Below are 26,783 nucleotides of genomic sequence, written 5' to 3' on the forward strand. Positions count from 1 at the left end.
TTAATACTTCCACATTACCGCGATCGACAAATCGACTTTGCCTTTTAACTGGAGGTCTGACAAAACCCATTGTCTCAAAAGACTCCCACTGCATTGTCGGCAGAGATAAATCTAAGTTGAAAGCTTCATTTAATCGCTGACAAGCTCCTTCAATAATTGGCTTTGTTTCTTGTTCTAGAAGATCTAATAGGCTTTGACGCGCCTGTTCGATTTCTTGACTCGTGCGATCGCGAACGCTGCTTAATAAACTATCTGCCCTCTGTTTAACATAAGTGACTGCCTGATCGACAAACTCTTCTGCTACTTCGGGACTCTCAAATTCAAATAAACCAGAAGTTTTAAACTCAACTTGCGATTTAAGGCGTGACGATACCCACTTAGGAAAAAGTTCAAAGTCACCAATATTAGTTAAGAAAAGTTCCCGCGCTCTCATATCCATCTTTTTAATTAAGTCAGCCCGTTGGTACTCTTCTTTGGCAAAGAAAATTTCTAAATTCACAGTTGCTTCTTTTTTCAGCACTTGCAAAAGTTCGTGGAGATTTTGATGCAGTTGAGATTTGATCGAATCGACATCCTTGAGGCGGCTGCGACACAATTCAAGGCGATGCAAATCGGCTTCTAGCGCATATAACTCTAACTGCAATTTCTCTGCGTCTTGACAAATGGCACTACTGCGGAGCTTGACTTCATCCCTTAGTTGTACCAAACGACTGCGACCGAGATTAAGGGCAGATTTCAAACACTTAGGTGCAGCGCGCTCCATCAATGCTTTTACAGCTTTTTCTAAGAATGGCTCAAATCCAGATTTGTTCCATAATTTTTGAGCTTTTTTCCGAATTTCTTCCGAGGTAACTTCTGCTAGTTCTTCTTCCCAATCAATCCCGAAGACTTCTTGAGCTAATACCCGTGCTGCGGGGATCTCACTCAGAGTAAGCTCGGGGTGCTGCTCTAGTTCGTGGGTAAAGTGAGCGGCAGAAAATGCCCTTCTAGCTGAGACTTCAAAGACTTGGTTCGTGTCGTCATCGCCAATGCCAAATTCCGCTGCGATAAATTGGCGCAACTGTTCTGAAGTCATGTCGCCTTCGCGCCGTTGATCGACTTTGTTGACCAAGATATACAGGTTATCTTTACCCCGTAGATCGATAACTCTTTGTACGTCCCGTTTTACCTGTTCGGCTGCTTCTGTTTTCAACTGGGTGAAGTCTAGTACGATCAATACCATCGAACTTTGCTTGAGTTGTTCGGCGACTACTGTAGCAAGTTTGAGATTTTCTCCCGCTTCGTTGGGTCCAGGGGTATCGACAATAACCAAATTGCCTAGTAGATCTGGCTTATTATTAGCTGTATCCGCTGGAGATAGGCTGCGCGATCGCCCCATTGGAACCTGAATGCAGGGAACTTCTGTAAGCTTTCCCAAGGGGTCTGTAGATGGGTCAATGGTATTGCAAAGGCGAACGATATCGTTCAAACTCATCAATACCTGAATAATTTCCTCTCGTCCAGAGGTTATTTCTTGCAACTGTAGACTTGTGGGGTCTTGAATTTTGGGCAGCAAATCTTGTAAATGAGGATATTGCGCGATCTTGTCTTGGATGCGCTGCATTCCCAAAGTTTGAATCTTTGTTTGTAAAGCCTGAAGCGTCTGTTGATAAACAGAAATAATTTCGGGACTCAGGGTTAAGGTTGGCTGAGTCAAATCCGGGTTAAAAATAATTTGTGTTGGTAGGGTTGTCATTGCTGCATTGCGACTAGGAAGAATTTCCTGTCCGGCAATGGCGTTGATAATTGTGGACTTACCAGCCTTCATCGGCGCAACGATCGCCATCATTAGCTCTAATTTTTCCACATTGTGAGATACACTCAAGACCTCTTGCTGAAAGTCTTTGTACTTATCACTAGAACTATCAGTGCTGAGAGCGCTGGCGGCGTTATCCATCAAGAAACTAATTTCCTTGAATAAAGCGATCGCTTCTTGTTGCAAATTTTGTACGTTAGGCTGAGGCGCTGGAACAATCATTGCCTGTTATCTCGCAAAATGGTAAGTCCACTTGCGTTGATTTTGGCTTAACAATTTTCTAATCACTTCAGTAAATATACGAATTGCGCGATCGCGCCTTTTTTGATACGCAAAATGTAAGAAGGGACGCACAGCTGTGCGCCCCTTCTTATCTATGTTCTAAATGATAGTTTTACTAACTGCTCATTTCCCGCACGATCCGCATTGTCTCGACACTGACAGTACAAACTCTTTGCAGTAACGCGATCGCTTGCTCTTTATAATTGGCAAAGCGATAAGTATGGAATTTGGCAGCTACAGTTGCATCTTTAGGTTTCTTCTCTTTATATTGCTCTAACACCCACTCTAAAGCTGAGTGGTTTCCTAACATATATTCCCAAGCAGATGTAGGAATGCCTTCTAAGGTTGTCACCGTATCTATAATAATTCTGCCTCGATCTCGATCTGCTTTCAGTTTCACCTTCATAGCGCTGCATGTTGGGAGATCGATGCGCTGGAGAGGGTGGAGTGCTACAGTTTCATAATGAATATGTAATTTCAACAACTGTTGACCCCAATTCACCCACTGCCAAAAGTTATTGTAGAAAGGTAGGCGAGGAAAGTCTCTGTTTAAATTCTGCTGATATTTTGCGCGATAAGCCGGATAGTGTAGAACGGCATAGGTATAGTGAAAAATATCCAATTTGGTAATTGTAGAGACGTTACATCTAACGTCTCTACAATAATAATTTTGAAATTGCTCTAGTCCCCAATCTGTAATATTATCAACGCGATCGCCATTTTCATCGTAGCAATATAAAGGAAGGCATTGCGAATCACCGATCAGATGATAATCTGGAATGCGATCGCTAGCTAAAGTCATGAATGATTTAGTCGAACCAGGTGCAGTAAAACCAATCAGCAAATTTTGACAGTTCCGATCAAATACTTGCCCTAGTTGATATTGCATCTCATTCACCTCTGGACTAAAATACAATTTTTTAGTCACAAATGGTCTATACAAACAGTCTCGAATATTGTTAGTTTTAAATTGATAGCTTATTCCTCGATTTAGATACCGTTTTAATCTCCTCGTCCATTTGATAGTGCGATCGAGATTTTCCCGTGTGTTTCGGTTATCAACTGCTTGATTATAAATACCAATGAAGTACCTAACTTTTGATTCTAGCGCCGTTTCTGATTCGGCATAAACCCATTCATCTCTAGCAGTAATAACCCCAAGGGTAAACAATTTAAAGATTGCTCTTGCTTCTCGTCGATCTTTACTAAACTTAGTGTCGCGATCTGCAACAGGTATGAGAGCATAAAAATCATTGTCTACTCGATCGAGCCAATTATTATTTGCATCTGGTACGATCTGCTCGAATTGAATTTCTAAAAACTTGCGTTCGGCTAGATAAATATTTTTCTCTTTTGTAGTAGCATAGTCAGGGAGAGCGTGGTAATAAATTTGACAATTGCGATCGCCTTCTTTTCTAACTAGAAAATAGACGGCAATTCCCACACGAATTTTATCATTAAATATATTACCTCCTTCTCGATGCCTGCGATCGCCACTCGTTCGAGCGTTTCCTTTAAGATTAATAATATAAATTTCGTTGAATTCTTCAGTAATAACTTTTCTTAAACCATCGTAAGTCCGAGCATCAATAAAAGAATTATTAGAAACAAAAGCGATAATACCATTTTTACCCAAGCGATCGGATGCCCAACGCAGAAATCTAGCGTATAGATCGTATGCTTTTGTTTTCCGCGCTTGGCTATTTCTAATATAAGTCTCTTTCACGCGGCGATCGATCGTGGGATAACTAATGTTGCGATCGCTATGATATGGAGGATTGCCAATAATTACAGAAATGGTACGATTATTTTGGCGTTGAATGCGTTCGTTGTTTTCTATACTTAAGCTAAATAAATCTTCTTGTTTACCTTCTTGAAAAAAGGCATGTTCTAGAGTATCGACAAAACAAATGTTTTTAAATTCTTCATACCTACTCATTTTTTGCTTGTAAGTAAATTCAATATTCAGATTAGCTATGTGATAAGGTAAAATTGCAATCTCGTTACAAAAAATTTCGTTTTTATACTTATATGTCAGTTTGTTTTTTGGTAAATATTCAATTAGTTCAGTGATAAACGTTCCCGTACCAGTTGCAGGATCGAGAATTTCAATATTTTTTGAAGCTAATTTCTTGTGGAAATGCCGTTCTAGTAAATAATCTACGCTTTCGATGATAAAGCGAACCACCTCATTCGGTGTATAAACAATCCCCAAGCGATCTGCTGCTTGAGGATTATATGCTTGATAAAAGTTTTCATAAATAGCTTTTAAAAACTTTTGTTTTTCAGAATGGTTGTAGATATTAGTAGCAGTTTTTCTAATCACACCATAGTAACGTTCGATAGTACTCAGTAAATTGTTTTTTGTACTACTAGTAAAAAAAGTATTTAAAGCTCGTTGTAATTCGCGAGCAATACTATTTTCCCGATAATATTGAGATTCATTAAACATACTGCTAAAAATATCTTCTGTTAAAATATGCTGAATCATCATTTCCCGAATATCTAATAAAGTAATGTCAGGATTAATTGATTCTTTGCAAATTTCCCAAATTTGATGTTTTGCCCTTTGAAATTCTGGATTGCTAGCGCTTTGTTGTTCCAACATATCTCTTAGTGTATTGAGAATTGTTGGTAAGTCTTGCTTGAACGTCTCAATAGCAGCGCAAAAATCTCTAACCTCTGGAGGAACATAGTTGAGAAAACGATTGAGAATTTGCTCTAGTGCGTCTCCATCTTGCATGGAAACGCGCATAACTTCAGTTCCAGCTTGAATTAAAACTGCTGTTTGCGAGTCTTCAAATAAAATATTGCTATCTGGGTAACCTTGGGATAGTTTATTTTCAATTGCTCGATCTAAATTATTAGCCTCTCTATTCCAATAACCCCAATTTAGGCGCAGAGCATCTTTAACTGTACCGTTAGGATAAATAACTCTACCAACTCTAGTTTGATAATCTAATTCTAGAATTAGTTGAAAATCTTGACTCTCACAGTATTCATGTAATAGTTTTTGAAAAGCAATTCTGAGAGAATCTGGCTGAAACGTTTCTTCAGAGCGGATAATTCTTGCTCTTTCTGCTTGATATTGACTAATTAGAACTTTTGACACAAAGCCAAAGACTTTAATAGAACTCGTTGAGTTCAAGTCTGGCTCAGGCAAAATTCAAGCGCTTCAGTGAAATTTAGGGTTTCTTATTTTCAGCGCTTCTACAGATTTCTTATTGAATTTTTACGAGGAATTATTGTTATTTTTATGATGGAATTTTGCTGAAATATCGGATTTGGAAAAAATGTATATCTGCTATTAATAACTTTATAAAAGTAAGATTAGATATATAAAAAATTTAAAAAGTATGATGTGGAAAGTGTGAAGTCAAGTTTTTAGTTCGTCCAAATTTTGAGGGTATTGGTAATATATGGTGGGATGAAATTGCGTGTATGAAACTGGTAGGGGCGCACAGCTGTGCGCCCCTGCAAATTATGTATTTCATGCGATTTGAAAACGGTTATGAGATCCCCCTAAATCCCCCTTCAAAAGGGGGACTTGGAGATCCCCCTAAATCCCCCTTCAAAAGGGGGACTTTGAGAATTCTTTTAACCACCGATTCCTAAGCGTCCTGCTAATGCGGGTGTAAGAGGTAAGAGGGTAGCTATCATCAAAAACAGCGCTAACAAACCTAAAGCGGCTCTAGCATCATTTGGTTCTGTTAACTCATTCAGGCTAGGGCGCTCTAAATCTCGTTGCAAGAAAAGGATAACAACTGCCCAGTATAAAGCTAACGGATTAGCTAAAGATGCGATCGCCAAAACGATAACCGTTGCAAAAGTCGTGCGTCCGGCGGTTTTGCGTCCGTAAATTGCTTGTACGACTCGCCCGCCATCTAACTGTCCGGCTGGCATCAGATTCAGCGCTGTAATTACCAACCCTAACCAGCCGATAATTGTCAGCGGGTGAACGTCTACCAAAGCTTGGTTGACGGCAGAACCTAACACAACTTTAGATAAGGCTCCGACTAAAATTGAGCCTTGAAAAAATTGTGACGGGACTTGATACATACTGCCAGGATGCGAGAGGATTAAACCCGCAAACAGCATGAGTAAGGAAACAACACCCCCAGCTACGGGACCAGCTATAGCAATATCAAATAAGGCTGTGCGGTTAGCTAGCAGCGATTCAATCCGCGTAATTGCTCCAAATGCTCCAATTTGCAGCGTTGGCAGGAAGAAGGGAGGACTGAGGCGAACTTGGTAGCGCTGGGCTAATACTCGATGTCCGATTTCGTGGGCGGCTAAAACAGCCAGAATTCCCAATGCAATTGGCAAAGCTTCGGGGAAACGACCTGGAATTGTAAAGAAGTCGAATCCTTGCAGAATACCAGCAGTTTCTAAACTTGTGGCAATGGTAGCAAGAAACAGGACTAGCGCGAAAATTTTTTGTCCTACGGTTGAGGAACGAGGGTCGTTGCGGCTAGGAAGGACGATGACGACTGGTCTACCATCGACATTTTCCACTAAAAATAAGCGATAGCGAGGTTTCTCTGGAGCCGTTTCACTCGCTCCCATGCGTTCTTGCAAAGTTGTATTGAGGCGATTGTAAACTGCTTCTGGTTCTCCGCGTAGGTTGCCTTTGAAAATTACGCCATCTTGATAGGGAATTGACTCTGTAGCAAAAAACGTGTCGATGCCAAAAATACCGCGAATCGCGGTCAGGTCTTCATCTGGGATGGGCATTACCTCCGGCTTATTCAGTATTTCTACTGCCTTAACCGAACCATCATCTGCTGCATTTGGTTCTGGGGTTGTCGAGTTACCTGCCAGCTTTTCTGTAGCTTTGGCGCGGAGAATGGCATCTTGTCCAGCGGCGCGGAGGCGATTGCCGAGAAAGACATATATAGCTGTCGAAGCGACGATTAACAGCAACACTCCCGCCAAATTGAGATAAATTCCGGTGGCGAATAAGCCAAAGAATAGCAGCCAGGGAGAAATCAGCACTACTGACTGTAACCAGGCGAGGATACCGAGTTTGCCAAATTTCCTCGCCCTGATAAAGCCCCAACCCAAGATACCGAGTGCAACCAAGACAACGGTGAGGATGATGGGGGTTTCTGATGCCGGAGTAAACATTGTGGATTGCGATCGCAGCTAGGGAGCAATAAGTCTACTGTAGCGGAGTGCGTCACCCTTGGAAAATGAGGGAGTCGGGAGTCTATGTGCTAATTATGGAATTTTTACAACTTGCAACCGCAGCCCTCAGATTACCCTTGTGTTCTACCAACAACCGATCGCCTGCTTCTTTTTCTAACCCCGTCCAATGCATTAATAAGGCTAATTTTACCGATTTGCCACTGCGATCGAGTAATGTTTCAGCTGCATCGGCTTCTAAATCGGTGAGGTCGCGTAAAATGCGTAAAGCGCGATCGCGTAACTTATTATTTGTGACGGCAACATCTACCATGCGATTGCCGTAAACTTTGCCCAACTGCACCATCGTCCCCGTAGAAATGATATTTAATGCCAATTTGGTAGCAGTTCCGGCTTTGAGTCGCGTCGAACCTGCTAAAATCTCCGCTCCTACCAATAGGCGAATATCCACATCCACATCAATTTGAACTTGCTCTTGGGGTACGCAGGCAATAAAAATGGTTGTAGCTCCTCTAGCTCTGGCTGCTTGTAAAGCACCCTGGACGTAAGGCGTGGTTCCTCCCGCTGTAATACCGATAACGACATCTAACTGAGTAATTTTATGTTGGGCGATCGCACCTGCGCCATCCTCCGCCCGATCCTCCAAATCTTCCGAACTGCGAACTAAAGCCGCCGCACCCCCAGCAATAATTCCCTGTACCATTTCTGGCGGCGTGCAAAACGTTGGCGGACATTCTGATGCATCCAATACACCCAAACGTCCACTCGTTCCCGCCCCAATATAAAACAGCCGTCCTCCGTGACGCAACGCTCTTGACGTGCGGGCGATCGCCTCAGCTAATTCTTGCTTTGCCTCTGCCACCGCCGCTACTGCTTTCGCATCCTCGCAGTTAAATAACTCTACCAACTCCAAACAACTTAGTCGGTCTAAGTTTTGACTGTTAGGATTCACCTGTTCTGTTAGTAGATGACCGCGATCCATAATTGGTAATTGGTAATTGGTAATTGGTAATTGGTAATTGGTCATCGGTCATCGATCGTTAAATTATCAAATTTCTCTCCCTTGTCTCCCTTGTCTCCCTTGTCTCCCTTGTCTCCCTTGTCTCCCTTGTCTCCCTTGTCTCTCTTGTCCCACTTTCACCTTTCACAATAAGCCTTCCAACCGCCGCTTAATGCTATCCAACTCAGTATCGGACATATCTGAGTCAGACTTTTCTTCGACTAAGGGTTTATCTTCATCATCTAGTTGCCAGTCGGTTTGCTCTATGTTGATTTCTGGTGGAAGTGCAAGCGCACCTTCTGGAACAACTTCCCAGTCATAGCCAGCACTGTCGCAAAAATCCTTGATTTCCTCTGTATCCATCGCTTCCACCGTAGGAGCGGGAAAATCTTGTGCTTCTAGCATTAAGGCAAAACGTGCTGCATCATCTTCTGATTCAAACATCAATACCTTATTGCGATCGCCTGTTTGAATAGTATGAATGCCCTCATTTTCCGTGCGGGCATTAAACAGTAACACAAATACACGCATGGGTGCAATCATAACTCTCTCCGTTCCAATTTACCTTCAGTCATCCCTTTGTTTCTTGTTAACCATAATCTTAATCAGTTATCAGTTGTCAGTGAAGAAGGGGTGTAGGGTGTGGGAAATTGGTAGTTGGTAATTGGTCATTGGTAATTGGTTGTTGGTTGTTTGTTGTCGCTCCTCTGCTCCCCTGCTCCTCTGCTCTCTCCGCTCTCTTCTCCCTGCTCCCGACTCCCTCTTGTATACCTTTGTGTAGACGCAGTTTTTTTGATGAACGGATAACATCTTTGGTTATTTTGTGCAAATAGATGTTAACAATCCCGTAACGATAATTTCACATTTAAATTCTTGAATTATCCTTAAAGTTGGCGCTGCTCCCAGGTGTGGGTTTTTGCCACTAGCTCCAGCCGTCCAGATCAGCCGTGAGGGGTTATGTCTAATTTCACTGAGCCGGAAACTGAAGATTCTCAACAGTCTCCTCGACCCAACCGTCTCAAGAATATCTTATTTAGTCGGACTACTGTTGCTATTGGCGTACCAATATTGGTGGGGGTAGCAGCGGGTGCGTGGTGGATAAATCGATTCATTTACGAACAGCTATCGCCACTTGTCGAAAAAAATCTTTCCCAAACCCTGAAACGACCGATTAAAGTCGGGCGCGTCGAACGGTTTGGTTTGACGGGGTTACGCTTGGGTGCTACTTCTGTTCCGGCTACTGCTACCGACCCGGATACGGCATCAATCGAAGCAGTGGAGGTAAGCTACAACCCCTTATCAGTGCTTTTGACTCGCACTTTACCCTTAGATGTCACGCTTGTTAACCCAAAAGCCTACGTGCAGCAAGATACCCAAGGGCGCTGGGTCAATACTGATATTGCTACGGGTGGTGAGGCGGGAGGTCCAATTCAAATTGCCCTCAATCGGCTTGGCTGGCGGAATGCTCAAGCAATTTTAGTGTCTAACGTTCAACAACTAACTCGTTCTACGCCACGTAACACTGTCACATTAAATCAAGTTAACGGAGAAGCAACTTTTCGCGAAAACTATAATCTGATTAATTTCAATTTAGCTGGGAAACCGCAGACAGGAGGAGAGCTAAAGCTTGATGGAGATTTTCGCGCCGAGTCGGGACGAGCTAGTATCAATATTAATACGCAAGAATTTCTAGCTTCCGATCTAACGCGGCTGATTGAATTGCCGTTAGTTATTCAAGGTGGTCGAGTCAACAGCGATTTTAAAGCCGAACTCACTCCTGTAAAACTGTTGGGTTTATATGGTACTGCCGACCTAAACAAGGTTACAGCTCAAGTTAATCAACTACCGCAAGCCTTTAATAATTCTCAGGGAAGGTTGCAGTTTAAGGGAACGGAAATTTACCTAGATAACGTTGCTAGTAGCTATGGCAAAATTCCAGCTGTAGCTAAGGGTTCCCTTGATATAGAAAAAGGTTTTAATCTCTCGGCTTACGTCGATGCTGTCAGCGCCGCCGCCGCAATTTCTAGTTTAAATCTACAAGTACCCGTACCCATTGATGGTGTTTTTCGATCGCAAGTCAAACTGACAGGACCCGTAGAAGCGGCTGTTTTGACCGGAGATGTAGTAAACATCAAACCAGTTCGGTTAGATCGATTAGATGTCAGTCGAGTTAGTACGAATTTTACCCTCAATACGGCAGCAGGAACGTTAAATTTTCCCAATATATCAGCTACGCCTGCCGCTGGGGGCAAGGTGACGGGTGGCGGAACGCTGAAATTAGCCCTGAAACCAGAACAGACAGCAGGTTTAGATTTTAAATTTATTGCTAATAATATTCCAGGGGATGCGATCGCCAAAGCCTACGGCGTAACTAACCAAGCTGCGAAAGTGGGAATTGTCACCGCCCAAGCCCAAGTTACAGGTACGCCAGATAAACCCCGTACAGTTGTCAATTGGCAAGCACCCCAAGCAACATATCCAGGTAAAGGACAACTGGTGATTTACAACGCCAACAACCTCTTCCTACGCGATACAATTTTCCGCGTGGCTGGAGGTGATGTTTCGGCGGCTGGGGAGTTGGTCAACCAACGTTGGAAAGCAGCAATTAAAGCCACTGGGGTGAGATTGGGACAGTTAACCCAAGTCCCGCCCAGCTTGCAAAATCCGGTAAATGGTACGTTTAATCTAGCTGGTACGCTCGACCCAGCTAAACCGCAACAACTCACTGCTACAGGTGCGGGTCAATTAACGGGGATTGGTGGGGGTACGATTAAAGTCCCTAGTATCCAAGTAGCCGCCGGACGCTGGCAAACTCAACTGCAAGCAACTGACTTACAATTGCAACGTCTCGCCCCCGTACCTCCTCAGTATGAAGGAACTCTGAACGGAAGGCTAAATCTATCGGGGAGTACCACTGCTTTTACTCCAGAAACTTTACGGGGTAGCGGCACGGGGAGGTTAAATGTTGCCGGAGGTACAGTTAACGCTAGGGATATTCAACTGAATAACGGTCGCTGGCAAGTAGCAGTTAATACGAATGGAATCCAGCTCAATCGATTTAATCCACAATTACGAGGTTTACTGACAGGAGATGCCAACTTAGCCGGAACCGTCAGCGAATTCAGTCCGGCAGGAATTACAGCAGCGGGACAAGTCCGCTTGTCGGAGGAGTTAATCGGACAACCCCTAACTGCTTCCTTAAATTGGAATGGCAACACTTTAAATATTCCCCAACTCACATCTAGAAATATTCAAGCGAACGGCAGAGTTAGTGTTGACCCGCAAAATGTTGCCTCGATAACAGGGTTAAATTTTAACGTCAAAGTGCGGGACTACGACCTCAAAAACGCTCCCGTACAGTTGCCACCTAATAGTAGCGTGGCGGGTAGAGTCAGTTTTGTCGGACAGGTTACGGGCAATTTACCAGTACCGAATGTTGTAGGTAACGTGCGGCTGCAAAACTTTGCCGTCAACAACGTAGCTTTCGACCCGCTATTAGCGGGAGATTTGCGGCTGCAACCGGGCAGGGGATTAAATTTAGATTTAGTTGGGAATCAAAACGATCGCGTTGCTGTCAATCTCAAACCCGACTATCGCCCGAATAATTTTACGGTGAGATTGGATGAGGCGATCGCCACTGGGAGAAGTCAAGGCGAGAATTTATTGGTCAATGTCGAGAACTTTCCGTTACGGGTGCTGAATCTGTCTGCACCAGCTAACCCCTACCTCACGGGTCCAGTCAGCGGAATTTTATCAGCCGATTTGACGGTAAATCCCGACCGTCTAGCCGCCCAAGGAGATGTAGCTGTAGCACAACCTGGTATAGGTAGATTGCAGGGCGATCGCTTAGCGGCACAATTTCGTTATGGGAACGGTGGCGGAACGCTGACTAATGGTGAATTTGTCAAAGGTCAAAGCCGCTATGCTTTAGCAGGTAGCTTCAACCAAACTCCTCAAGGTCCTCAATTTCAAGCTAAAGCGAATATCGCCCAAGGCAACATTCAAGATATCCTCAGCGCCCTGCAAATCTATGACTTTGAAGATCTGCAACGCGGTTTTCAGCCTCCTGATTATGCTACAGCAAAAGATTTAGGAATTTTACAAGTCGGCGCACCAAATAGATCGCTATTAACTCAATTACGTCGTTATTCGGAAGTTTTAGTTTTACTCCAACAGCAGCGCCAGCAACGTGAGGATGCTTTTCCAGTTCCAGCTTTAGCTGAACTTCAGGGAACTTTTGGCGGCGAAATTACTGCTAGTAGTTCTCCCCAACAAGGCATTGCTGCTGATTTCAATTTGAGAGGGGATAAATGGCAGTGGGGCAAATATACCGCCGATCGCCTCGTTGCTGCTGGTAACTTTAATGAAGGAGTGCTAACCCTACTTCCCGTGCGGGTACGATTGGACGAAAACACCGCTGTAGCTTTGACTGGTCGTTTTAGCAGCGAACAGCAATCAGGTCAGTTACGAGTCAGGGGCTTTCCATTAAGCCTACTCAATGATTTTGTCGAATTACCGATCGCCGTGACAGGTAATGTGGACGGTACAGCAACCATCGCTGGTAGTACCGAGAACCCCTTAGCAGTCGGAGAATTTCAACTCAGCGAAGGCACGATCAATCAAAATCCTGTAGAATCGGCAGCAGCAAGTTTCAGTTATGCTAATGCCCGTCTCGGTTTCGGTAGCAACATTCTGATTGCTGGACCCGACCCATTAATGGCGACTGGTAGTATTCCCTTACAATTACCTTTCGCCTCCGTGAAGCCAGATGACGAGCAGATTCGGTTAGATGTCAATGTTCAAAATCAAGGACTAGCCTTACTCAATGTTTTAACCGACCAAGTAGCGTGGAAAGGCGGTGAAGGACAAGTTCAACTGCAAGTACGCGGTACTCTCAAGCAGCCGGAAGCAAAGGGAATTGCCCAAGTCAAGAATGCCACCATCACTGCTGCGGCTCTAACAGATCCATTAAGAAATGTCAATGGTAGAGCGCTATTTAATCAAGACAGAATTGCCGTTGAAGGGATTCAGGGTGATTTTTCCAGGGGTCAGGTGGTTGCCCAAGGCGTAATTCCGATTTTTGAGAATCTAGCAGCAAATGACCCAGATGCCGCTAATCCCCTTACCGTTTCTTTAGATCGGCTGAGGTTGAATTTACCCAATTTATATCAAGGAGGCGTTGACGGTAAAGTCACTGTGACTGGCTCCGCACTTAATCCCACAATCGGGGGTCAAGTTCTACTGGCGGACGGTCAAGTTTTTCTGCCAACTAGCAATGCCCCGGCTACGCCTGGGGCGCAAGGGGGACAAGGGGGACAAGGAGGACAAGGGGGACAAGGGGGAACAGCCCCGGCTCCAGCTGCTGAAGCACCTATAGAGTTGAACGATCTGCGGCTGACTTTAGGAAATAATGTGTCGGTAACGTTACCACCGATTCTTGACTTTCAAGCGGCTGGAACTTTAGTGGTAAACGGTATGCTGGGCGATTTGCGTCCTCAAGGAACTATCAATTTAGAACGTGGTAGCGTCAATTTATTTACGACTCAATTTGAGTTGGAGCGGGGCTACGAACAAAAAGCAACTTTTACACCAAAACAAGCTCTCGATCCAACCCTTGACGTGCGATTGATCGCATCAGTACCAGAAGTGACGCGATCGCAAGTCCCTTCTTCTGTTATCAGCAGCGAGATTTCTGACAACACCTTATCTACAGATATCGGTTCCGTAAATACCGTTCGCGTGCGGGCAGTAGCTAAAGGACCAGCTAGCCAATTATTTGAAAATTTGGAACTGACAAGTAGCCCTTCCCGCAGTCAATCAGAGATTATCGCTCTAATTGGTGGTGGTTTCGCGCAAACCTTGGCAGGACAGGGTGGTGGTGATACGGCGACGGGACTAGTTAATCTGGCAGGAACAGCTATATTAGGTAACTTTCAAAATACGTTTACCGACATTGGCAATGCCTTGGGTTTATCAGAGCTGCGTTTATTCCCCACTTCTATTTCTAATGAGGAGCGATCGCGCTCTTCTACTCTTGGTCTAGCGGCTGAGGCTGGCGTTGATATCACGCGCAATGCTTATGTCTCGGTTTTGACATTCTTAACTGCACAACAACCAGCTCAATTCGGTTTGAGCTATCGCTTGAACGACAACACCCGCGTCCGCGCCGCGACAGATTTTGCCGACGATACGCAAGCTGTGGTTGAGTATGAAGTGCAGTTTTAAATCCCATTGTCATAGTAAGGTTGGCATTGCCCACCCTACACTCAAATTTCACTAATATACTGGGGAGCGCACGAGCAGGGAGTAGGGAGCAAATGAAAAAGTTTTGGCTAATCTTGCTTGTAGACAATTGACTGGTTCTAATTTATTCTCTTTTTGCTTGAATTACTATAAATCTTCTTTTATATTTCTATTCTGTTACAAAGAAGGTTATATTTTAAATATACAGGCAATAGCAACAAATAGATTAATAAAGTTAGCTTATCGCAGTGAAAAGAAACTCAAAAGTATTGATTCGATCTTTTGGGTTAAACATGCTGCAAACTAAAGAGATATCCAAGAAACGCATAGCGTTTAGTGGGAATTTTTAGGGAGGCAATTGCAGCTATGAATTTTATCGATTGTCTAGTTCTAACTTTTGCTAACATGGCTCTGTGTCTCAGCTTGCCTAAGCTACTGTCTTTGTTGACAGCTCCAAAGACTCGGAAACTCGAAAGTATTAAGCCAGCTTTAAGCGTACCAATAATTGAGTCTGAAGCTCCTCGTCTTCTCCAAATAGAAAGTTAGAAAGTTGAGAAGTTTCACTTTTTTGACTTTTAACTTTTCACATTTGACTTACTTAGTAGGTACAGTCCACCAGGCGATCGCGTAAGGTTGAGAGGGTTGATTTACTTGTTGGCGAAATTGGACGCGAATTTTGTAACTGCCTGTAGTGGGAACTGGACAAAAAATATGCTCGATACTATCAACCTCGCTAGTTGAGGTACAAATATTACTAGCAGCAGCGTTGGAGTCTGCATTTAATAAGTAAAGGTCGAGATTATTTAAACCGCGATCGCGAAAATCTTCTCCAACATCAAAGCTGCCATTTTGATTTTTATCTCTCAATTCTACTAAGCGCTCCCACACCAAGGTAATTGCAACGTAACTACCTTGTTTTAAAGGTGCAGCTAGGATGTAATCTTCAGCAGAGTTAGCTTTGAGTTGACGATAGTTCCACCCCATCGCTGGAACTGGTTGCCAAGATTGCCACTGACCTGCTTTAAACTGTTCGTAGGCACGAAAAGCATTCAATTGACCTGCACCGATTTCGGAATTTAAAGAAACTTTGGGCTGACGGTAAGCATCGGAATCTACCCAATTGCGATTTTGTTTGTCAATAATCGTCTTACTCATCCCTAATCGCAAGCCATCACCCGCATCTTGTACTTTATCAGCAGAGTTAAGCAACACCGCTTTCATCACCTGATGCCGACGAGCATCCAAACTCCAATTCCGTGTAGATCCCCCCAACCCCCCTTGGAAAGGGGAGCGAGAGGCGATCGCCATCTTAATCTGTTTATCTCCATATTCCTGTAACAGCGCCACTGTAGCTGTAACGTGAGGTGCGGCAAAACTCGTACCCGTAACCTCCTTGACTTTAGCATCGGGGTTAAGGGCAAAAACCCGATTGCCAGGAGCAACCAAACTAATAGACTGCCGTGTACCGAGATTCATTTCCCGTCCCCGCAATCCACCCTTAACACCGCCACCAGCGGCACTTAAATTAGTCACATCAACTTTGCGGAAAATTCCGTCTTGACGCGAGGAAAAAGCAATATTCATGCCGTTGTAATTATCGGTAGGGATGGGAATTCCGCCCTTCCCCTGATTTCCGGCAATAACATACAACACATCGTGGACGCGGCTAGACCAATCCAAACAGCGAGTTAGTAGAGAATTACCATCTAATCTCGCCTCCGGTCGCGGGTCGCGTTCCAAAGTTTCACCAAAACTAAAATTAATCGCCCGCACGTCACCGCTATTGCGGTTTGCTGTCGATTGTGCGGATAAACATTCTTCCGGCTGTCCGGCATACTTCACCGAACCTACCGCAGTCGAGTATAATCTAGCTCCTGGAGCGATCCCTGCCAGAGTTTTGCGATCGCTAATCATAATGCTGGCAACATTTTGGGCGTGGGGGTCGATATTCGTATTTGCCTTAGCCGCACCATTACGCAAAAACACGCCAGCTGGGGCGATCGCAGGTTGTTTGGAAACCGCCTTATCCAAGCCAAACTTTCCAGGTCGTCCAATTTCCACCTGACCGATCGCAATTTTCCGCCCAATTAAGTTGTAAGGTAATTCATGCAGCCGTTGAGCATCAATTCCCGCGACTCCGATAGACAGCGATTCCTGCGTCCACACCGGACGCGCCAACCCTACAGCCGCCAAACAAATGCCCCCTGTCACCCAGACCAGCTTTTTCACCAATTTCTCCTTCAATTAGGAAATGCAGCTTTACACTTTACTCTAAAACAAATGGGAGTCGAGAGTCGGGAGTCGTTGGGGGCGCAAGGCTGTGCGCCCGTACGGGAGTCGTTCGGCGCGGAAGTTGGAAGTATTTCACGCACCACGCATCACTCACCACTCACCACGCATCACTCATTTAAACAAGCTACGATCGCATTAGTACTGGAGTCATAAATTATGTGGGGTAGTTTTCAAAACAGTCAGTTACGGATTGAAGTAGAGGCATCAGCAGCAGCAATCAAAGATAGTTTGTTGCGTCCCGAACAAATGCAAAAATGGCTATCGCCACAACGGTTAGCTTCAGGAATGCCAGAACAACTCCATCCAGGTCTGACTTTTACTAGTTGGATTGGACCTGTAGCGATCGAGCATCAAGTAGAAGTGGCAAAGCCAAATTGTCTGCGCCTGTTACTCCACGGGGGAATTGATGGATTTCACGAATGGTATTGGGGCGAAGGTTGGGTACAATCGCGCATCGAAGGCGTATCCTTACTTCCACTCAATTTGGCTCAAACGTTAGGCTTGCTGCGCTTGCGCCAATTTTTAACAGTTAATAGTTAACAGATCTATGTAGAGACGTTACATGTAACGTCTCTACACCGCAACAAAGAACGAATGACTAATATATCTTTTGCCCCTGACGATTGGTTAAGTATTTGCTTCAGGCTAGCTATGGCTTTGGTATTTGGGGCAATCCTCGGTGTAGAACGCCAGATCGGTCGCAAACCAGCGGGTTTACGCACGCATATGCTAGTCAGTCTGGGTTCGGCATTACTAATTATGCTTCCATTGCAAATTGTCGCGACAGCAGAAGAAGGACGTGATGCGATTAGTCGCGTCATTCAAGGAATTGCTGCGGGGGTAGGGTTTATTGGTGCTGGAGAAATTTTGCGCGAAACTCAATCACAATCTCGTATGGAGCGGGTACGGGGACTCACATCAGCGGCAGCAACTTGGGTTTCGGCTGGCTTGGGAATTGCTGCTGGTTGCGGCTTATGGCAAACGGGTTTAGTTAGTTCTGTGTTGGCTTTGATCGTTTTGACTGTATTTAAAAGACTGGAACAACCGAGAAAGGGGTAATTGGGAAGTCGGGAGTCGGGAGTTGGGAGTCGGGAGTTAGTAAATTCTCCTCTGCTCCCCTGCTTCCTTGTCCCCCTTGTCCCCTTCTGTCTCCTGTCTCCTGTCTTCACTGGTCAGTGAATATTTGCCCTGCATTAACTGAGAGAATTTGCGATGCTTGGAGCCACTGGGAATCGAAGGCAGTTAAATGAGTTGTAGCAATCAACGTTTGAAAACGGTCTTGAATTGCCTCTAGAAGTTGATTTTGACGGTTGAGATCGAGTTCTGCCAAGACATCATCTAGTAATAATAGCGGTGGTTCTCCGACAACGGCTTCGATCAGTTTCAATTCTGCTAGCTTGAGGGCTAAAACTAAAGTGCGCTGTTGACCTTGGGAACCATATTGCTTAGCAGGAGTTTGATTAATTGTCAATTCAATTTCATCTCGGTGGGGACCGACTAAAGTTGTGTTTTGATGTTGTTCGGCGATCGCTCTTTGTTCTATCTTCTCTAAGAAAGCTTGCTGCACTCCTTCAGGATCGGTTGCGGTGAACGGTACATTTGGGGCATACCGAACTTGCAAAACCTCGGCGCGATCGCTAATGCTAGCGTGCCACTCAGCAGCCAAAGGTGCTAAACGCTCGATCGCCCGCGCCCTTCTCCTCACTACCCGCGAACCAATAGTTACTAGTTGCGCATCCCAAGCCGCTAATTCTTCCTTCTCCTGTACGGGCATTGGAAACCCGCCCTTACTTTTCAAAAATGCATTTCTCTGCCGCAATATCTGATTGTATTGCTGTAAGATATGGGCGTATACGGGTTCTAACTGGATTAACAGGGTATCCACCCAGTGACGGCGCTGTTCTGGCGCACCCCGCACTAGTTCTAAATCTAAACTGGAAAATTCTACAGCGTTCAAGACACCTAAAAAATCCAGTTGGCGGCGCAATTGTTCGCTATTGAGAGCTACTGTCCGCCGCCCCTGACGGCGCAGAGTTACAGATAGATCGATGATGCCTGCTTGTCGTTCTAGCTTGGCGTGAATTTGTCCGAATGCCTCTCCATCCCTAACTAAATCGCGATCGCGTGCCAAACGGTGCGATCGCAATGTTGCCAGCAATTCCACTGCTTCTAATAAATTGGATTTACCCTGAGCGTTATTACCCACCAATATTGTTTTAGGAGCAACGAAATCAACTCGCTGCTCCTGATAATTCCGAAATTGCTTCAAGTGGAGGGTTTTGAGGAACATTTTGATTGGTAGTTGGTAGTTGGTAATTGGTAGTTGGTAGTTGGTAGTTGGTCATGCGTCATTTGTCATTTGTGGTAATTGATGAAATTGATGGTTAGTGGCGATCGGTTTTGACTTTTGACTTTTGACTTTTGACTTAACTCATTACCCATTACCCATTACCCATTACCTATTACCTATGCGCTTTCCGGCGCTGTTGCCAGTTAATAAACAACTTTTCTAACTCAATCCAGACGAACATTAAACTGCTAAAGCCAAAGCAGATTAATAATTCTATCGGAGTTATGAAGTGAGTGCCAAAGAAAGCTCGTAAGGGTGGGACGTAAATGAGTAGCATTTGCAAGACTGTGGTTAACGCTACAGCTCCTAAAACGTATGGATTAGACAACGGATTCATTTGAATTGTCAGACGGGTGTTGGAGCGAATCGCCAAAGCATGACCCATCTGTGCTAGGCAGAGCGTGGTAAATACCATCGTTTTCCAGCGATCGCGACTCAGTTCGTTCGGAATGACATTCGCTTGCGTGTGGAAGTACGCCCACTCCATTAAAATAATTGACAAAATGGCAAAGATAATTCCAATCCGCACCATATACCAACCCAAGCCCCGGGCAAAAATGCTTTCGCGGGGACTAAATGGCGGGCGTTTCATGACGTTGGGTTCTGCTGGTTCTACTGCCAAAGCTAACGCTGGTAGACCATCCGTTACCAGGTTCATCCAGAGAATTTGCAATGGTGACAGCGGTACGCCGCCAAGTCCAAGAATTGGAGCCGCAGCAATGGTTAACACTTCACCGATGTTACTACCGAGAATGTATTTAATAAAGCGGCGGATGTTGGTATAAACAACCCTACCTTCTTCAGTGGCAGCGACGATCGTGGCGAAGTTGTCATCTAGCAAAACCATATCGCTAGCTTCCTTGCTCACGTCCGTACCAGTAATACCCATTGCAATTCCGATATCTGCTTGCTTTAAGGCGGGGGCATCGTTTACCCCGTCTCCCGTCATTGCCACAAATTTACCCTTGCGTTGCAATGCCTGGACGATCCGAAGTTTGTGTTCGGGAGATACTCTAGCGTAGATACTTGTTTGGTCTACTTCCCGTTCTAAGTCAGCTTGACTCATCCGTTCTAATTCTTGCCCGGTTACAGCGCGATCGCCTGCTTGAGCAATGCCTAAATCGATTCCGATTGCCCTTGCTGTTAACTGGTGGTCGCCCGTGATCATGATCGGGCGAATCCCAGCTTCGCGAGATCTGGCTACTGCATCCCTCACTTCCGGTCTGGGTGCATCAAGCATTCCTACTAATCCCAGCCAAACTAATTCTCGTTCTGAAGTATCTTCCGAACTCTCTGGAGGTATTTCTGCTAAAGGCTTGTAGGCAAAACCCAACACCCGCAGCCCTTGACTTGCCATTTGGTTGTTTTTTTCCAGAATTTGCTGCCGTTGAGCATCATTAATCGCCACAGCGCGATCGCCTGTATGAATGCGATCGCACCGTTCCAAAGTCAACTCTGGCGACCCTTTCGTAAACATTAAATAAGCCGAATTATGAGAGGCTAAAGACGAGAGAGCGTAATCTTGTACCTCCTGACTTCTACCTCCTGCCTCTTGCCTCGTTCTACAAATCACGCTCATTCGCTTGCGTTCGGAGGAGAAGGGAAATTCAGCAACGCGGGGCAAGCGGCTCGACCACTGGTCTTTTTGAATTCCGGCTTTAGCTGCTAAAGTTACCAATGCCCCTTCGGTGGGATCGCCGACAATCTTCCATTGTCCTTGTTCCTCTTGCAAGAAAGAATCGTTACACAAGGCACAGGCAACTAGCAATGCTTGTAAATCTGGATCTCGGTCTGCGTCAATCGCTCGACCATCGCTCAAAAATTCTCCTTGGGGTGCATAACCTTCGCCAGTTACTCGCAGAGATTTTTGGTTTAACTCGACTGCCTGCACCACCATTTTGTTTTGCGTCAGCGTCCCTGTTTTATCAGAGCAAATTGTGGTAACGCTGCCTAAAGTCTCCACCGCAGGCAGTTTGCGGATCAAGGCATTGCGCTTCACCATCCGCTGCGTTCCTAGCGCTAGAGTCACGGTAATCACCGCTGGTAAGCCTTCTGGGACTACGGCAACTGCCATACTCAAAGATACTTGCAGCAGTTCTTCAAATGCATCCCAACCCAAGCGCAGCACGCCACCCACAACCACCAAGGCGACTAAAATCATCGCCCCTGCCACTAGGACGTTGCCCAACTGTGACATCCGTTGTTGTAGGGGAGTCGGCTCGCTTTCCACTCCTTGCAGCAGGGCAGCGATTTTACCGAGTTCCGTTTGCATTCCCGTGCCGGTGACAATAACCTTGGCACGTCCTTGAGTGACCTCCGTACCTTGATAGACTAAGTTAACGCGATCGCCCAAGCTTGTCTCTTCGGCTACTTGAATATCTGCCTGTTTTTCTACTGCATGAGATTCTCCCGTCAAAGCTGACTCGCGAATTTGCAGGTTTGATTCTTCAATAATCCTGCCATCGGCGGCGAGTTGGACTCCAGCTTCAATCAGCATGATGTCCCCTGGTACGAGTTCTTTTGCCGCAACTTCTGTGAGTTTGCCGTCGCGCATAACTCGGACTAAGGGAGCAGACAGTTTTTTCAGCGCTGCTAGAGCTTTTTCAGCACGGCTTTCTTGTACGTAGCCAAGAATACCGTTGAGAACGACGATTAAACTAATCGCGATCGCGTCTTTGGGAAAATCGTTATTGCGTATATCTAACACTGCCGATACAATTGCTACAGCAATTAGCATCAGCAACATAATATTTTTGAACTGATCGATCAGGATCGCTAGCGGACTGCGACCTCCTGACTCTTGCAATTCGTTGGCTCCATACTCCTCTAAGCGTTGCTTGACTTGAGACGAGCTTAAACCCGCTTCTGCATTGCTCTCTAAGACTTGTATAGTTTTATCAACTTCTAAGGCGTGCCAAACGTGGGATGGGTTAGGATGAGGGGTTGCAGACATGGATAGTTTGCTAAGAAATGCTTGCTGAATTAAATCATAAATTAAGCACTATATTTAGGCTATCTGTTCTAAGGAATGGTGGGAAGCAAGGGAAGAAGTTGTAATTCACACCTCATAGCAATTCTCGATTGTGTGGATGACATTTGTAGGGGCGCTTTCTCTGTGCGCCCCTACAAGACGTGTATTGCATCTAATTGAAAACCGCCATCATTGCTGTAGCCAGAAATAAGCAATTCCTAAAGTGACTAGACTCAAAGGCAAGCCAAAGCGCAAATGTTCCCAAAAACTGAGGCGATAACCTTGTTTTGCCGCAGCTTCAGCCACAATCATATTTGCCACCGAACCTAAAAGCGTCATATTTCCAGCTAAAGTTGAACCAGCTGCCAGTAACAACCACTCGCGATCGCTATTTTGAGGAATTAATGGTTGTAACAACAATACTGCTGGAACGTTGGATATTAAATTAGAAAGCACTACTGTTACACTTAACAATCCGGCGTTGCTATCTGTTAATACTGTAAAACTTTGAAGAAACTTTAGATTTTTAACACCGTTTGTGAGTACAAACAAGCCAGAAAACATCAGCAATAAATCCCATTCTACTGCTGGTAGAATTTTCTGTGGCTTTAGCCTACGGGTAATTAAAAGCAATCCAGATGCTACCAACGCTGACTCTGCTAGCGGTGCGCCGAGTAGAAATGCTATTAACATCCCTCCAGTAATAATTAAACTTTTATACAGTACGGGTTTAAGAATACGTCTGCGTCTAATGTGGGGACGGTCGAGGATAGGTTTCAAAGAACGAATTTCGGGATACAAATACCATAGCCAGCCTAATTGTACGAGCAATCCCACTACAGCAACAGGAGCTAAAGCCTGAGTAAATTCTAAATAACTAATTTCTGAAAAAGAAGCAATTAAAATATTTTGAGGATTGCCATTTAAAGTAGCAACAGAACCAATATCTGTTGCCCCTGCTAATGCTAAAAGATAGGGAATTGGGTTGAATTCTAAAACTAGCGCTAGAGCGAGTGTTAAAGGCGTAAAAATTAGCGCGATCGTATCGTTGAGAAATAAGGCAGATAAAAAACCACTGACAAATGTTAAAGCAGTTAGTAATCCAAAAGGACTGCGAGTGTAACGTAATAAAATATTTAAAGCTAGTTGAAAAAAACCGGCGCTGGTAAGGTAAGCATTGACAATCATAATACTAAGGAGAAAAACGATCGTTCCAGCGTCGATCGCCTCCCAAGCTTCTTTGAGACTAAAACTACCAAAACCAACTAGACAAGCCGCCCCCACAAAAGCGATCGTCGCGCGATTCATTCGCAAGCCAGGGAAGTAGCCTAGCCCCAAACCTAAATAAGTTAACCCAAGGATGATGTATTGGAAAAGGTCATTTGCCATTCGTCATTTGTGAGTGTTTAATCATAACTCCTATCTCCTCAGTTTTGACCCTTCGCTTTGCTCAAGGACAAGCTTTTAACTTTTAACTTTTGACTTTTGACTTTAAATTAGCTTAGTTACTAAAACTGTAACCATTTACAACTTATCCTCATTCAATGCCAGATTAGGAACGTATTTTCATCCAGTTTGTCTAAGAAAGTACGGTATTCGTGTGAGGTAAATCAGTTCAATGCAACACTTCTCAATACATCAAAAAAAATTTGCTTCCAAGCGCAAACCAGTTGAATTCTCGCTTAGCGGCTTAGTGACTTTGCGCGATCGCAATCTCAAGTCTCAAATCCAAAACAGTATTACAGTTACGGCGATCGCATTGAGTTTGTCAACTCTCAGTTATATTTCTCCCGTATGGGCGCAACCAGCCCCAGATAAAATGGATCGAAGTTATAAAACTCTGACTGTCACGGGTAGAGGGGTAGAATCTATCCCTACTACGCTAGCGCAGGTACGTTTGGGAGTAGAAGTACAAGGCAAAACAGCTCAGCAAGTACAGCAAGAAGCAGCGCGGCGATCGTCAGCAGTTGTAGACTTATTGAAATCGCGTAACGTAGAAAAACTAGAAACTACAGGAATTTACTTAAATCCTCTTTATAACTACGCCAATAACGAGCAACGGCTTACGGGTTATTCTGCCACAAATACAGTAAGTTTCCGCGTCCCAACCTCACAAGCTGGTAATATCATTGATGCTGCCGTCAAAACTGGAGCAACTCGGATCGAAGGGGTGAGTTTTATTGCTACAGATGAGGCGATCGCCAAAGCGAGACAACAAGCCCTGCAAGCAGCGACAAAAGATGCTCAGCAGCAGGCAAGTGCTGTTTTGAGCAGCCTCAATTTCAGCCAAAAGGAAATTGTCAGTATTCAAATCAACAGCGCTAACCCGCCACAGCCTCCCATGCCTTTAATGGCGCGAGAAGCAGCTTTTGCCGATAAAGCCGCTACGACTCCTGTAATCGGTGGAGAACAGCAAATAGAGGCTTCTGTAACGCTGCAAATTGGTTATTGATAGACCTAAATCATTTAGGGACGCACAGATGAATCTAGGGGCGCACGGCTGTGCGCCCCTACACATATGCAAATTTGGTTAAAAATTGTCATCGCTACTGTAACCGCTATAGCCGCCACCTTCGTTATCGCGTTTAGATCCTAAAAGATCCATTTTGTCCACAAGAATGATTGGTGTTGAACGCGGTGTACCCGTATTGCGATCGTCCCAGGTGTCGAACTTTAAGGAACCCTTGATTCCAATTAGACTTCCCTTACGAACGTAATCTTTGGCTGTTTGCGCTGTTTTACCCCAAATTTCTAGCGTGAACCAGTCTGGTTCCTCGCTATTTTTGGTTGGTCTCCTTACAGCTAGTGTCATGCGGCACTTGACGCTACCAGACTCAAAATACTTAATATCAGGGTCGCTACCAACACGACCGACGAGAGTAACAACGTTAAGACTCATATCACTCAAATTTAGTACAATTGTACTTAATTTACTATAATCACAATCGTAGCTTATTCCGTACCTATACTGGCAAGATCTCAGTTGTCAGTTCTCAGTGGCTGGTGGCTAGTGACTAGAGATAAAAAGCTGGTTTTACTAGTTACCATCCAATTATCAATTACTAATTACTAATTTATGAAGATTTTATAAATTGGCGCGTTAGGTATTTACTTCTTGTCAACGATCTCCTTTTTTCTTCACAAGTCGATTAAGTGTTAATACTTATTCATCAAGAGATCGCCAGAGTTTCAATAATTGGAAATTGGCTTTTCGGTAACTGATATAGAAGTTCTAAATGATTTGTCAAGTGAGCTTCTAGCCTGCCGAAGGCTAGAAGCCTGCTCCACGTTCATGAATCAAATATGATTGCTACAACTGACAACTGTGAAATTACTTAAAGTAAGCAAAAAATGGCTTAAATTTGTATAAAGATTCAGTGAAATTACTCTGGGGAATTTAGTTGGACAAGCGTTAACTTTTCTTAACTGAAGGGGTGTTTTTGTCAGCCAGTCTAAGAATTGCAACTAAGCCTGACCGAGAATTAGTTGGCTCGACTAAACTCGAATTAGAGGGATAAAAAAATTCCGATCTAGTTACTAATACTCTACTGATGTGTAAAAACTATATCTTGCTTTTACGGGGGAGTGAGAAGCGTGGGTATGTTTGGTCTGTTTAACCGTTTGTCGTTGTCTAGAGATATGGGTATCGATCTCGGTACTGCAAATACCTTGATTTATGTCTCTGGAAAAGGAATTGTACTGCAAGAACCTTCGGCGATCGCACTGGATTTAAGTGATAAATCGTCGATTGCTGTGGGAGAAGAAGCCAGAAAAATGCTTGGTAGAACACCTACTAAGCCCGTCAACATCTCGGTAATTCGTCCGCTACGTGATGGAGTTATTGCTGATTTCGATGCTGCTGAAATGATGCTGAAGCATTTCATGCAAAAAGTTCATGAAGGCAGGGTTGTCTCTCCCCGTGTCGTGATTGGTATTCCTAGTGGAGTTACGGGGGTAGAACGCAGAGCATTAATGGATGCAGCATCTCAAGCAGGCGCAAGAGAAGTTTATTTGATTGACGAACCACTAGCAGCCGCGATCGGCGCGGGTCTGCCTGTTGCCGAACCCATCGGTAGCATGATCGTAGATGTTGGGGGTGGAACAACCGAAATCGCCGTTCTCAGCCTTTACGGTACGGTACTGAGCGAATCGGTACGAATTGCAGGGGATGAGCTGAATGAAGCCATTATGCAGTACATGCGAAAAATTTATAACTTAGTCATCGGCGAACGCACGGCGGAAGAAATTAAGCTGCGGATTGGCTCTGCCTATCCCTCCCGCGATGACGAAGATAATATGATGGAAGTTAGAGGGCTGCATCTGCTTTCTGGTTTGCCGCGTAGCGTCACGATCAAAGAACCAGAGATTCGCGAAAGTATGTCAGAACCGCTGTCTGTGATTGTGGAAGCACTCAAGCGGACGCTGGAACGGACACCACCAGAACTTGCAGCCGACATTGTAGATCGAGGTATTATGCTTGCGGGTGGAGGCGCGAAGTTGAAAGGACTAGATACACTAATTAGTCATGAAACTGGAATTGTCACCCACGTTGCAGCCGAGCCAATGCACTGTGTCGTCTTAGGAACGGGATTGGCACTAGAAAAATTTAAGCAAATGGAGCGAGTCTTTAGCGATCGCTCTCGGCGTGGATAAAAATGGCATTTGGTAATGGATAATTCAAAAGTCAAAAGTTAAAAGTCAAAAG

17 protein-coding genes are annotated in these 26,783 nt (G+C 44.7%); 6 read left to right on the forward strand and 11 right to left on the reverse strand.

The genetic code is table 11. The annotated features are described in order from the left end of the window. The 6 genes from C7Y66_RS08320 to C7Y66_RS30960 all read right to left on the reverse strand — a co-directional run. Window positions 1-2,017, reverse strand: a 2,017-nt coding sequence (locus C7Y66_RS08320) for a dynamin family protein (protein WP_106545210.1), incomplete at its 3' end; no start/stop codon positions are given. A 175-nt stretch (window positions 2,018-2,192) separates the two neighbouring features. Continuing rightward, window positions 2,193-5,189: a type ISP restriction/modification enzyme gene (locus C7Y66_RS08325; RefSeq protein ID WP_106545243.1), complete on the reverse strand. Its 2,997-nt coding sequence runs from the start codon at window positions 5,187-5,189 to the stop codon at window positions 2,193-2,195. Window positions 5,190-5,674: 485 nt separating this feature from the next. Beyond that, window positions 5,675-7,204 carry a site-2 protease family protein gene (locus tag C7Y66_RS08330; protein ID WP_106545211.1) on the reverse strand — a complete coding sequence of 510 codons (1,530 nt, stop codon included), beginning with the start codon at window positions 7,202-7,204 and terminating at the stop codon, window positions 5,675-5,677. A gap of 82 nt (window positions 7,205-7,286) precedes the next feature. Further along, entirely contained in the window at window positions 7,287-8,249 is a 963-nt protein-coding gene (gene murQ, locus C7Y66_RS08335; protein ID WP_199197312.1) for an N-acetylmuramic acid 6-phosphate etherase, read from the reverse strand. A 117-nt stretch (window positions 8,250-8,366) separates the two neighbouring features. Further along, the gene (locus tag C7Y66_RS08340) at window positions 8,367-8,765 is read right to left on the reverse strand and encodes a DUF3110 domain-containing protein (RefSeq protein WP_015156022.1); all 399 of its coding nucleotides are present in this window, start codon (window positions 8,763-8,765) and stop codon (window positions 8,367-8,369) included. 69 nt (window positions 8,766-8,834) lie between these two features. After that, window positions 8,835-9,032, reverse strand: a complete 198-nt coding sequence (locus tag C7Y66_RS30960; protein WP_158265887.1) for a hypothetical protein — start codon at window positions 9,030-9,032, stop codon at window positions 8,835-8,837. Window positions 9,033-9,179: 147 nt separating this feature from the next. Here C7Y66_RS30960 and C7Y66_RS08350 point away from each other — a divergent pair, with 147 nt between their 5' ends. Beyond that, on the forward strand, window positions 9,180-14,447 hold the full coding sequence (locus C7Y66_RS08350) for a translocation/assembly module TamB (protein ID WP_106545213.1): 5,268 nt from the start codon (window positions 9,180-9,182) through the stop codon (window positions 14,445-14,447). A 612-nt stretch (window positions 14,448-15,059) separates the two neighbouring features. Here the strand turns inward: C7Y66_RS08350 and C7Y66_RS08360 are convergent. Then, entirely contained in the window at window positions 15,060-16,697 is a 1,638-nt protein-coding gene (locus C7Y66_RS08360; protein ID WP_370143930.1) for a S8 family serine peptidase, read from the reverse strand. Between the two features lie 48 nt (window positions 16,698-16,745). On the opposite strand from C7Y66_RS08360, the gene C7Y66_RS30965 reads away from it, so the two are divergent. The 3 genes from C7Y66_RS30965 to C7Y66_RS08370 are packed head-to-tail and all read left to right on the forward strand — an operon-like array spanning window position 16,746 to window position 17,816. Then, on the forward strand, window positions 16,746-16,910 hold the full coding sequence (locus C7Y66_RS30965) for a hypothetical protein (protein ID WP_158265888.1): 165 nt from the start codon (window positions 16,746-16,748) through the stop codon (window positions 16,908-16,910). A gap of 3 nt (window positions 16,911-16,913) precedes the next feature. Next, window positions 16,914-17,297, forward strand: a complete 384-nt coding sequence (locus tag C7Y66_RS08365; protein WP_015156018.1) for a hypothetical protein — start codon at window positions 16,914-16,916, stop codon at window positions 17,295-17,297. 54 nt (window positions 17,298-17,351) lie between these two features. Continuing rightward, window positions 17,352-17,816: an MgtC/SapB family protein gene (locus C7Y66_RS08370; protein ID WP_015156017.1), complete on the forward strand. Its 465-nt coding sequence runs from the start codon at window positions 17,352-17,354 to the stop codon at window positions 17,814-17,816. A 106-nt stretch (window positions 17,817-17,922) separates the two neighbouring features. On the opposite strand, the gene recF is transcribed toward C7Y66_RS08370, so the two are convergent. The 3 genes from recF to C7Y66_RS08385 all read right to left on the reverse strand — a co-directional run bounded on the left by recF (window position 17,923) and on the right by C7Y66_RS08385 (window position 23,467). Continuing rightward, on the reverse strand, window positions 17,923-19,026 hold the full coding sequence (gene recF / locus C7Y66_RS08375; protein ID WP_233222586.1) for a DNA replication/repair protein RecF: 1,104 nt from the start codon (window positions 19,024-19,026) through the stop codon (window positions 17,923-17,925). Between the two features lie 193 nt (window positions 19,027-19,219). After that, window positions 19,220-22,060 (reverse strand): cation-transporting P-type ATPase, encoded by a 2,841-nt coding sequence (locus tag C7Y66_RS08380; protein ID WP_106545215.1) that lies wholly within the window; start codon window positions 22,058-22,060, stop codon window positions 19,220-19,222. A 207-nt stretch (window positions 22,061-22,267) separates the two neighbouring features. Further along, window positions 22,268-23,467 (reverse strand): anion transporter, encoded by a 1,200-nt coding sequence (locus C7Y66_RS08385; RefSeq protein ID WP_106545216.1) that lies wholly within the window; start codon window positions 23,465-23,467, stop codon window positions 22,268-22,270. Between the two features lie 229 nt (window positions 23,468-23,696). On the opposite strand from C7Y66_RS08385, the gene C7Y66_RS08390 reads away from it, so the two are divergent. Further along, window positions 23,697-24,530 (forward strand): SIMPL domain-containing protein, encoded by an 834-nt coding sequence (locus C7Y66_RS08390; RefSeq protein WP_106545217.1) that lies wholly within the window; start codon window positions 23,697-23,699, stop codon window positions 24,528-24,530. A gap of 78 nt (window positions 24,531-24,608) precedes the next feature. Here C7Y66_RS08390 and C7Y66_RS08395 read toward each other — a convergent pair whose 3' ends face one another. Beyond that, the gene (locus tag C7Y66_RS08395) at window positions 24,609-24,977 is read right to left on the reverse strand and encodes a single-stranded DNA-binding protein (RefSeq protein ID WP_106545218.1); all 369 of its coding nucleotides are present in this window, start codon (window positions 24,975-24,977) and stop codon (window positions 24,609-24,611) included. A 740-nt stretch (window positions 24,978-25,717) separates the two neighbouring features. Here C7Y66_RS08395 and C7Y66_RS08400 point away from each other — a divergent pair. After that, window positions 25,718-26,731, forward strand: a complete 1,014-nt coding sequence (locus C7Y66_RS08400; protein ID WP_041462553.1) for a rod shape-determining protein — start codon at window positions 25,718-25,720, stop codon at window positions 26,729-26,731. Window positions 26,732-26,783 lie beyond the last annotated feature (52 nt).

Source organism: Chroococcidiopsis sp. CCALA 051 (assembly GCF_003015105.1).
GTDB lineage: Bacteria > Cyanobacteriota > Cyanobacteriia > Cyanobacteriales > Chroococcidiopsidaceae > Chroococcidiopsis > Chroococcidiopsis thermalis.

What these genes read in the sequence shown, in the direction of transcription:
- C7Y66_RS08330 (WP_106545211.1), bottom strand. Translation starts at nt 7,204, where the DNA reads ATGTTTACTCCGGCATCAGAAACCCCCATCATCCTCACCGTTGTCTTG.
- murQ (WP_199197312.1), bottom strand. Translation starts at nt 8,249, where the DNA reads ATGACCAATTACCAATTACCAATTACCAATTACCAATTACCAATTATG.
- C7Y66_RS08340 (WP_015156022.1), bottom strand. Translation starts at nt 8,765, where the DNA reads ATGATTGCACCCATGCGTGTATTTGTGTTACTGTTTAATGCCCGCACG.
- C7Y66_RS30960 (WP_158265887.1), bottom strand. Translation starts at nt 9,032, where the DNA reads ATGTTATCCGTTCATCAAAAAAACTGCGTCTACACAAAGGTATACAAG.
- C7Y66_RS08350 (WP_106545213.1), top strand. Translation starts at nt 9,180, where the DNA reads ATGTCTAATTTCACTGAGCCGGAAACTGAAGATTCTCAACAGTCTCCT.
- C7Y66_RS30965 (WP_158265888.1), top strand. Translation starts at nt 16,746, where the DNA reads ATGGGAGTCGAGAGTCGGGAGTCGTTGGGGGCGCAAGGCTGTGCGCCC.
- C7Y66_RS08365 (WP_015156018.1), top strand. Translation starts at nt 16,914, where the DNA reads ATGTGGGGTAGTTTTCAAAACAGTCAGTTACGGATTGAAGTAGAGGCA.
- C7Y66_RS08370 (WP_015156017.1), top strand. Translation starts at nt 17,352, where the DNA reads ATGACTAATATATCTTTTGCCCCTGACGATTGGTTAAGTATTTGCTTC.
- C7Y66_RS08380 (WP_106545215.1), bottom strand. Translation starts at nt 22,060, where the DNA reads ATGTCTGCAACCCCTCATCCTAACCCATCCCACGTTTGGCACGCCTTA.
- C7Y66_RS08385 (WP_106545216.1), bottom strand. Translation starts at nt 23,467, where the DNA reads ATGGCAAATGACCTTTTCCAATACATCATCCTTGGGTTAACTTATTTA.
- C7Y66_RS08390 (WP_106545217.1), top strand. Translation starts at nt 23,697, where the DNA reads ATGCAACACTTCTCAATACATCAAAAAAAATTTGCTTCCAAGCGCAAA.
- C7Y66_RS08395 (WP_106545218.1), bottom strand. Translation starts at nt 24,977, where the DNA reads ATGAGTCTTAACGTTGTTACTCTCGTCGGTCGTGTTGGTAGCGACCCT.
- C7Y66_RS08400 (WP_041462553.1), top strand. Translation starts at nt 25,718, where the DNA reads ATGGGTATCGATCTCGGTACTGCAAATACCTTGATTTATGTCTCTGGA.